The organism is Larkinella terrae, assembly GCF_009668025.1.
Lineage (GTDB): Bacteria > Bacteroidota > Bacteroidia > Cytophagales > Spirosomataceae > Larkinella > Larkinella terrae.
Genome location: NZ_WJXZ01000009.1, coordinates 708,695 through 716,425, shown reverse-complemented (window position 1 = coordinate 716,425; position 7,731 = coordinate 708,695). Strand labels below are relative to the sequence as shown.

Annotated in this window: 3 protein-coding genes; all 3 read right to left on the bottom strand. The window is 52.6% G+C overall.

The window, feature by feature from the left end:
• Positions 1-111: 111 nt before the first annotated feature.
• Positions 112-2,805, bottom strand: a complete 2,694-nt coding sequence (locus GJJ30_RS17485) for an MGH1-like glycoside hydrolase domain-containing protein (protein ID WP_438821602.1) — start codon at positions 2,803-2,805, stop codon at positions 112-114.
• A 384-nt stretch (positions 2,806-3,189) separates the two neighbouring features.
• On the bottom strand, positions 3,190-4,512 hold the full coding sequence (locus tag GJJ30_RS17480; protein ID WP_154176444.1) for a RagB/SusD family nutrient uptake outer membrane protein: 1,323 nt from the start codon (positions 4,510-4,512) through the stop codon (positions 3,190-3,192).
• 51 nt (positions 4,513-4,563) lie between these two features.
• Positions 4,564-7,725 carry a SusC/RagA family TonB-linked outer membrane protein gene (locus GJJ30_RS17475; protein WP_154176443.1) on the bottom strand — a complete coding sequence of 1,054 codons (3,162 nt, stop codon included), beginning with the start codon at positions 7,723-7,725 and terminating at the stop codon, positions 4,564-4,566.
• Positions 7,726-7,731: the final 6 nt, after the last annotated feature.

Sequence of the window (7,731 nt, the reverse complement as noted above, 5' to 3'; positions counted from 1 at the left end):
GGTGCCGGGCTTTAATCGGCGTCTCGAAGCCCGGCACCGGCCGCCCGGCCTTTAGGGGGTTGGGGGCAGACCTTTACGTAGAAGATGAGATTTTTAGACAGTCTCTCTGATTTACAGGACTTTAGCGTGTACCGGTTCGTGCTGTAACCGGTGTTGGTATAAAAACTCGATCAGATCGGCAACGAGGCCGGTCCAGCCGGTTTGGTGATTGGCACCGAGGCCGCTGCCGTTGTCGCCGTGGAAATACTCGAAAAACAGGTGCAAGTCCTTGAAATACGGATCATCCTGGTATTTTTCGTAGCCGTTGTAAGCCGGAATCCGGCCCGTTTCATCGCGCCGAAAAATGTTAACCAGCCGTTCCGCCACCAACACGGTCGCTTCCTTAATGCTCATGACCTGACCGGAATTGGTTGGGTATTCAATCTCGAAATCGTCGCCGTAATAGTTGTAGAATTTCAGCAGGGAGTCGATCAGCAGGTAATTGACCGGGAACCAGATGGGGCCGCGCCAGTTGGAATTACCACCGAAAAGACTCGTTTCGGACTCGTTGGGCACGTATTTCACCTGGAAAATTTCGCCGTTCAGATTGAACTCATACGGTTTTTCGCCGTGGTATTTCGACAGCGCCCGAATGCCATAATCAGACAGGAATTCCGTTTCGTCGAACATCCGTTTGAGCAACATTTTCATCCGGTGACCACGGAGCAGCGACAGCAGGTGCGTGGCGCCCTTGCCCGGTTCGTGCCAGCGCGAAATCATCGACGCCAGATCCGGACGGTTGGTCAACACCCACTCGACCCGGCGTTTGAAATCCGGTAATTTTTCCAGCAGATCGTCGTCCAGAATCTCGACGGCAAACAGCGGAATCAGACCTACCATCGAACGGATTTTCAACAACATGCTGGCGTTGTTCGGGGTGTGCAGCACGTCGTAGTAGAACTGATCGTCTTCGTCCCACAGGCTGATGCCCTGTCCCCCCAGGTTTTTCATGGCACCGGCGATGTGCAGAAAGTGCTCGAAAAACTTGGACGCCATGTCCTGATACGTGGGTCGGGTCAGGGCAATTTCGCAGGAAATCCGGAGCATATTCAGCGTATACATTGCCATCCAGCCCGTACCGTCGGCCTGTTCAATGTGCCCGCCCATCGGCAACGGCTGACTGCGATCAAAGACCCCAATGTTATCAAGACCCAGGAATCCGCCCCCAAAAACGCTATTGCCGCTGATGTCTTTCCGGTTCACCCACCACGTAAAATTGAGCAGCAATTTATGAAACACCCGTTCCAGAAAATTGATGTCGCCTTTGCCGTTCATATCCCGGTCGATCTCGTAAACCTTCCAGGTGGCCCAGGCATGAACCGGCGGGTTTACGTCACTAAAATTCCACTCGTAAGCCGGAATCTGGCCGTTCGGGTGCATGTAATACTCCCGTAAAATAACCGCTAACTGACGTTTGGCAAAATGCGGATCGAGTCGGGCCAGCGTCAGCGTATGGAACGCCAGATCCCAGGCCGCAAACCACGGATATTCCCATTTATCAGGCATCGACAAAATGTTGGCGGTGTACATATGCCGCCAGCTCGAATTGCGCTGGTAAGCCCGTCCGTGGAAGGGCGTGGGCATTTTCGGGTCGCCTTTCAGCCACTCGTTTACATTATAATAATAGAATTGCTTATTCCACAACATGCCCGCGTAAGCCTGCCGCTGGATGTTTCGTAATTCCGGATCGGTCACGTTGTGCTGCAACTGATCGTAAAATTCGTCCGCTTCCGCCAGCCGCTGATCGAAAATTGCATCAAAATCGGCAAACGGCTGGCCGTTGTGCGTATCCTGACTAAACCGCAGCCGAATGGTGGTCGATTCGCCCGCCGGAACGGTCCGCATGTACCGGGCCGAGGCTTTGGAGCCAATCTGGTTCGGATTGACGTATTTTTTTTCGCCTGTGGTGATGTAATCGTTGATGCCGTCCTTGCAAAACAGCGACTCGTTCGGAATGCCGTAAAGCCGCTCCGTGTTGGTTTCGTTTTCGCAGAACAACAATTCATCAGCTTCCTCACAATACAATTTGTATTTCCCCAGCAACTTATGATCGACCGCAATCTGGGTGGTAGAAATGCCGTTCAGAATCGGTTTGTAGGCATATTGCTCGTAGCCCCACGACCAGGTGTTGCGGAACCAGAGGGTTGGCAGCATCGTCAGTTTGGCAGCCTTGGTGTAGCGGTTATGCGCCGTAATCTTGATCAGAATGTCATTCTCGCCGTTTTTGGCGTATTCGATGAAGATATCGAAGTACTGATTCGAGTCAAAAATACCGGTTTCGACTAGCTCAAATTCCGGCTCCAGCCGGTTTCGACGACGGGCTTCATCCACCAGCCGGGAATACGGAAATGCCTGCTGCGGATACTTGTACAGCATTTTCATGTACGAGTGCGTGGGCGTACTATCCAGGTAATAGTAGATTTCCTTTACGTCCTCGCCGTGGTTTCCTTCGGGCCCGGTCAGACCAAAAAGCCGCTCTTTGATAATGGCATCCTTATGGTTCCAGAAAGCCAGCGCGAAACAGACGTGGCCCTTGTTATCGGAAAGACCGCCAATGCCGTCTTCGCCCCAGCGATACGCCCGGGAACGCGACATGTCGTGCGTAATAAAACCCCAGGCATTTCCGTGGACGCTGTAATCTTCGCGGACTGTGCCCCAGGAGCGTTCCGACAGATAAGGTCCCCACTTTTTCCACCCTTTGTTATCGGCGCGGGTATAAATTCGGTCGCGTTCGATGCTCTTTTCCATCTTGAGGTTGTATTCCATGTGAGGCTTCAGAAACAGGTTACGTCAAAAAAACTAGTTAAAACATTAGACGAGTAAACTGTCTTGAAGTCATTTATCGCCTTAATTTAGTATTCAGTTACAAGAATGGTGTCAAAACAACCGCATTAATTTTTATTTTTTTGCTTTTGAAAACACATCGAAGAGTGTCTATTCGTCCATATTTAACCGATTAAATTAGGTATTGTCAGACAGAGAGTGAGGGCGGTTTTCGTGCCTGGGAAGTGCCAGCACATTATTCGCGCCATAGTACGTTTTGGTAGCTAAATGTTTTTTTTCGGTCAAAAGGCGGTTTTGCCGTCGGGCGAAAAAACAACGGGCGATATGTTGCATATCGCCCGTTAGTCTCTGGTTATTTGTCAGTCATCAATCCGGATCTTTGGCTGGGGTGTTCGTGTTGTTATCCCGTTCCGTTCGCGGATACGGCATGAAGTTGCGGTTCCGTTCGCCGGTTACACTCGGCCCTGAACGACCGAAACGACGGCTGTCTTCCAGTCGAAAGCCGCTGAAGGCCAGTTCAATGGCCCGGTTTTTATAAATCTCGTTCAGCACATCACCCGCAACCGCCGGACCTGCATACGCCGGTAAGCCAGCTCCAACGCCCCAGACATCGGTCGCCGGGGTTTTCGTCAGCACCTTGTTCAGTTCGGTAATGGCGATGTTCACATCCGTCGGCGCACCACCCGCACTGATGCCGCGAATCAGGGCTTCGGCCCGAATCAGCGACATTTCGCCCGGCAGATAAACCGGCAGGGGGGAGTTGTTGGCCGTGGCAAAACCGGTTCCCAGATTCAACGTGCTCGGCGTGGTCCGGATGTAAAACGGAATCCGTTTATCCGCCGGATCAGGGGTGAGCCCGGATGGTAAGCCCAGCGTCGCGTTGACCGGTTCGATTACGTTGCGGTTACTAAAAGCAGTTTCATAAATGGGATTACGCGTATTGTCGTCGAACGAGAAAAACGATCGTTTGGTCAGATCGACTTTCGCGGCAGCGGCTGCCGCTTTGGTATAATCTCCCGCAAACAGGCTGTACCGGGCAATTAATGCCTGCAGGGTATTCGGAATATCGATTCCCGTGACGATGCTGGTCGTGAATTTGGTCGACAAAGGATTCGTTGCCACCAGCGTTGCGGCTGATTCCAGTTGAGTAACGGCTTCTTTCAGCAACTGAACCCGTGGAACAAAGGCCGCATTTTCGCCCGCTTTCAACGGCGCCTGCTCAAAAAACTGCGCCAGCGTTCCCAGGGACAAAGCCTTAAAAATGGCCGCGTAAGCGACTACACCACTTTTCGTCCCGGCCTCCGCTATCTTATCGGCATTGGCCAGAATAATATCAGCGTTGGCGTTGGTAATCAGGCAACTGGTCCAGAGTTGACGAACAACGGAGTTGGCATTGGTCACGTTGGCCAGCCCGGATTCCAGTGCTACTTCATCGACGTTCCCGGCGTTCAGCACCCGAAACTCGCGGGTAGTCAAACCGCCCGTTGCCACGGCATTGTAAATCGCGCCTAGCCGTCCGGCTGTGTAGCGGGATTGCAGGCCGTTAGCCATCGCAATCAAACCGTCGGGGGAATTGATAACCTGCTGTTCACTGGCCGAACTGGGGTTGAGGTACTCTTCTCGGCAGGCATTCTGGCCAAACAGAATTGCCAACAGGCAAACGATTACTATATGTTTTTTGAGAATCATGATCGTAAGGAGTTAAACAATGAATCGGAATTGCGCCTTTTTTCAGTTGGATTAAAACGTCGCGGAAAGTTGAACCTGATATGTTCTCGGAATGGGCACATTGCCGAAATCAAGTCCCCGAACCAGATCGGACGTACCACCCGCGTTCGTTTCGGGATCGAAACCGGGGTACTTATCCCAAGAATAAAGGTTGCGGCCAATCAGCGAAACACTGAAATTGCTCATGTTTTTGACCAGTGCGGGCATTTTGTAGCTCAACGAAAGTTCGCGAAGTTTAACAAACGAACCGTCGTCGATGCGCCAGGCTTCCGTGTTGTAAATGGAGAAGATGTAACCCCGTGGCAATTCGCCTTTCAATTCCTTTTCCGCATAATCCCCAATTCCGACCCCCTGGCGGGTTCTTTTGTCGGCATTGTAGACATCAAAACCTTGGACGGCATCGAGCAGAATTCGCAGCGACAGCTTTTTATAGGCCAGGCTGCTGGAGAATGATCCGGTCCATTTCGGATTCGGATTCCCGATGACGGCGCTCACCGGTGTTCCTTTCGGCTGACCATCGGGGCCCGTGTGATCAACTACGTAATCGACAGATCCCGCCGTTTGCGTTCCGCGCTCGACCTGCGAAAAGCCCTGTGGAGTCAGCAACAGCGAACCGTCGGGGTTGCGGGCGTAAGTGGTTCCGTAAAAAACACCCGCCGGTTGTCCTTTCAGGAGATAAACCGAACCGGCAGCGGTGTTAATGTTGATCACCGGACTGCCCAGTTCGAGCACTTTATTGCGGTTGCGGTTGTAGATCAACGTGACATCCCAGGTCCAGTCCTTGTTTTTGATCGGTGTTGCGTCCAGCGCCAATTCCATACCCCGGTTTTCCATCCGGCCGACATTGTTCACGATATTCGTACCGCCGTAGGAGGGAGCCAACACCCGGTTTACGACCAAATCGCTGATTTTCTGGTGGTAAACCGTAACGCCCAGATTCAGTCGATTGTTGAGAAACGACAGGTCGGCACCACCTTCGATTTCGGCCATGCGCTCCGGACGAACGCGGGGGTTGGCCAAAATACCGCTCGGAATGATCGTGTTTTTCCCGAGAAAAGGCGTTGGTGAAAATTGCCAGAACCGGCTGTAGGTACCCAAACCCGACAAATTGCCCGACTCGCCGTAGGACGCCCGAAGTTTCAGCCCGTTCCAGACGTTATTGAACGAAACGTTTTTCCAGAAATTCAAATCCGACACGACAAACGAACCGCTGAATTTGGGGTAAATCTGGTTGGTTTCGGTGGGGGAGAATTTCGACGAGCGGTCGCGCCGAACGGCCGCCGTCAGGAAAGCCAGGTTTTTAAAACCGAGTGTTGCCTGACCAAAATAACCGCTCAGATTATACCGGTCGGGCGTGTACGTTGCCTGAACGGTGGTACTTGCGGCACCACTGACGGTTTCAATAAATGGCGCCAGACTCTGACCGTTGGCGACCGATAAATCCTGCTGACTATACTGATAGTTAAAACCGGCAATGGCGTTCAACTTGAAATTTTCGTTGAATTGCCGCTCGTACGAGACGTTAAAATCGGAATTCAGCAACAAAACCTGATTGTTGGCCGTGGCGGCAAAACCGGTCGGATACCGTTCGAGAGGTAGATTGGCTACGGCCTGATACGGGTAAGGCCGAATGTAATTTTGTCCTACCTGGGAATACGAATCGACGCCGAGAATCCAGTCGACACTTAAGCCTTTTAGCGGAGTTAAATTTAGCTGAACATCGCCAATCGTACGGTTTGTGCTTTGCGTCGACCGCATGTCTTCAATGGTCGAGAGCGGGTTGACGCGCGAGGGCTCAACAGCTAGCAGATTGCCCGCGGCATCCCGTTTCGTGATGTCCCAGATGTTGTTCGTAATCGTGACCGAGTTGATCGGGCTGTAAAACACGTTCCCGTTGGGTTTCTCGTTGGAAAAACTGTTGCTGTAACTCAGTCCGGCGGTCATTTTGGCCCAGTTGGTCAGGCGCTGGTCGAGTCGGGCGCGGAGGTTATAGCGTTGAAAATCCGTGCCCTTCAGAATGCCCTGATTGGATAAAAAACCGAAGGAGACGTAGTACTGCGTGTTTTCGCGGCCGCCGGACACGGAAATGGCGTTATCTGTTCCGGTTCCGGTGCGGAATATTTCATCAAAATAATTATAGCGTGTCACATCGACCAGATTCGACGCTAGATTAGTCGTCGTTCCGTCCCGAAAGATGCCCGTGGTGGTAACGCCCGGATTGGCCGCGAGTTGAGCCGCGGTTGGCGCACCGATGGTATGCAGTCGCAGATCGGCAAAACCGAACTGTTTGGGATAAGTCGTAATGTAGACGCTCTTCCGCAACTCATTGATATTGAAGCTTGTCGTAAAAGTAACGCGGGGCGCTCCGGTTTGCCCGCGTTTGGTCGTGATCAACACGACGCCGTTGGCAGCCCGTGAGCCATATTGAGCTGCGGCCGCTGCGCCGTTCAGCACGTTAACCGTGGCAATATCGGCTGGATTAATATCCGCCAGGCGGTTTTGGCTTGGATTGGCCTGGCCGATCTGATTCCCAACGGCCAATTGCGAAACGTTGGTGCTGGCGTTACTGACAATGACTCCATCGACGACGTAAAGTGGGTCCGATGAGCCGGTTAATGATTTTATCCCGCGTAACCGGACGGAAATACCGCCCGCAGGATCGCCCGAATTCTGCGTAATCTGAGCGCCGGGCACTTTCCCCTGCAGGCTGTTCAAAAGCCCGCCCGTACCGGTTTGGGCTAGACTTTCCGCCCGAATCGTGCTGATGGCGTTCCCCAGTTCGCGCCGGGAAGTCTGGGTTGTTGAGCCGGTTGCGACCACTTCATCCAGATTCATTACGTCTTCTTTCAGCGAAGCGTTGGTCGTGATGGTCGGCTGGTTGCCCAGCGAAATGGATTGCCGGGTTGGCGCATACCCAATAAAACTGAAGTTGAGGCTGTATGAACCGGCTGGAAGCGATACCCCGAATGTATAATTCCCATTTTCGTCGGTAGCCGATCCGAGCGTCGTTCCGACAATAACAACCGTGACCCCGGGCAGGCCCTGCGCATTCGCGTCGGTGACGCGGCCATTCAGCGTATAACGCTGATTTTGGGCGAAAGCAATGTTTGATAAACTCAGGATTGCCAGAATCAGCCCAAGACAATGGCAACGGATCAGATAGATCTTTTTCATACGGTG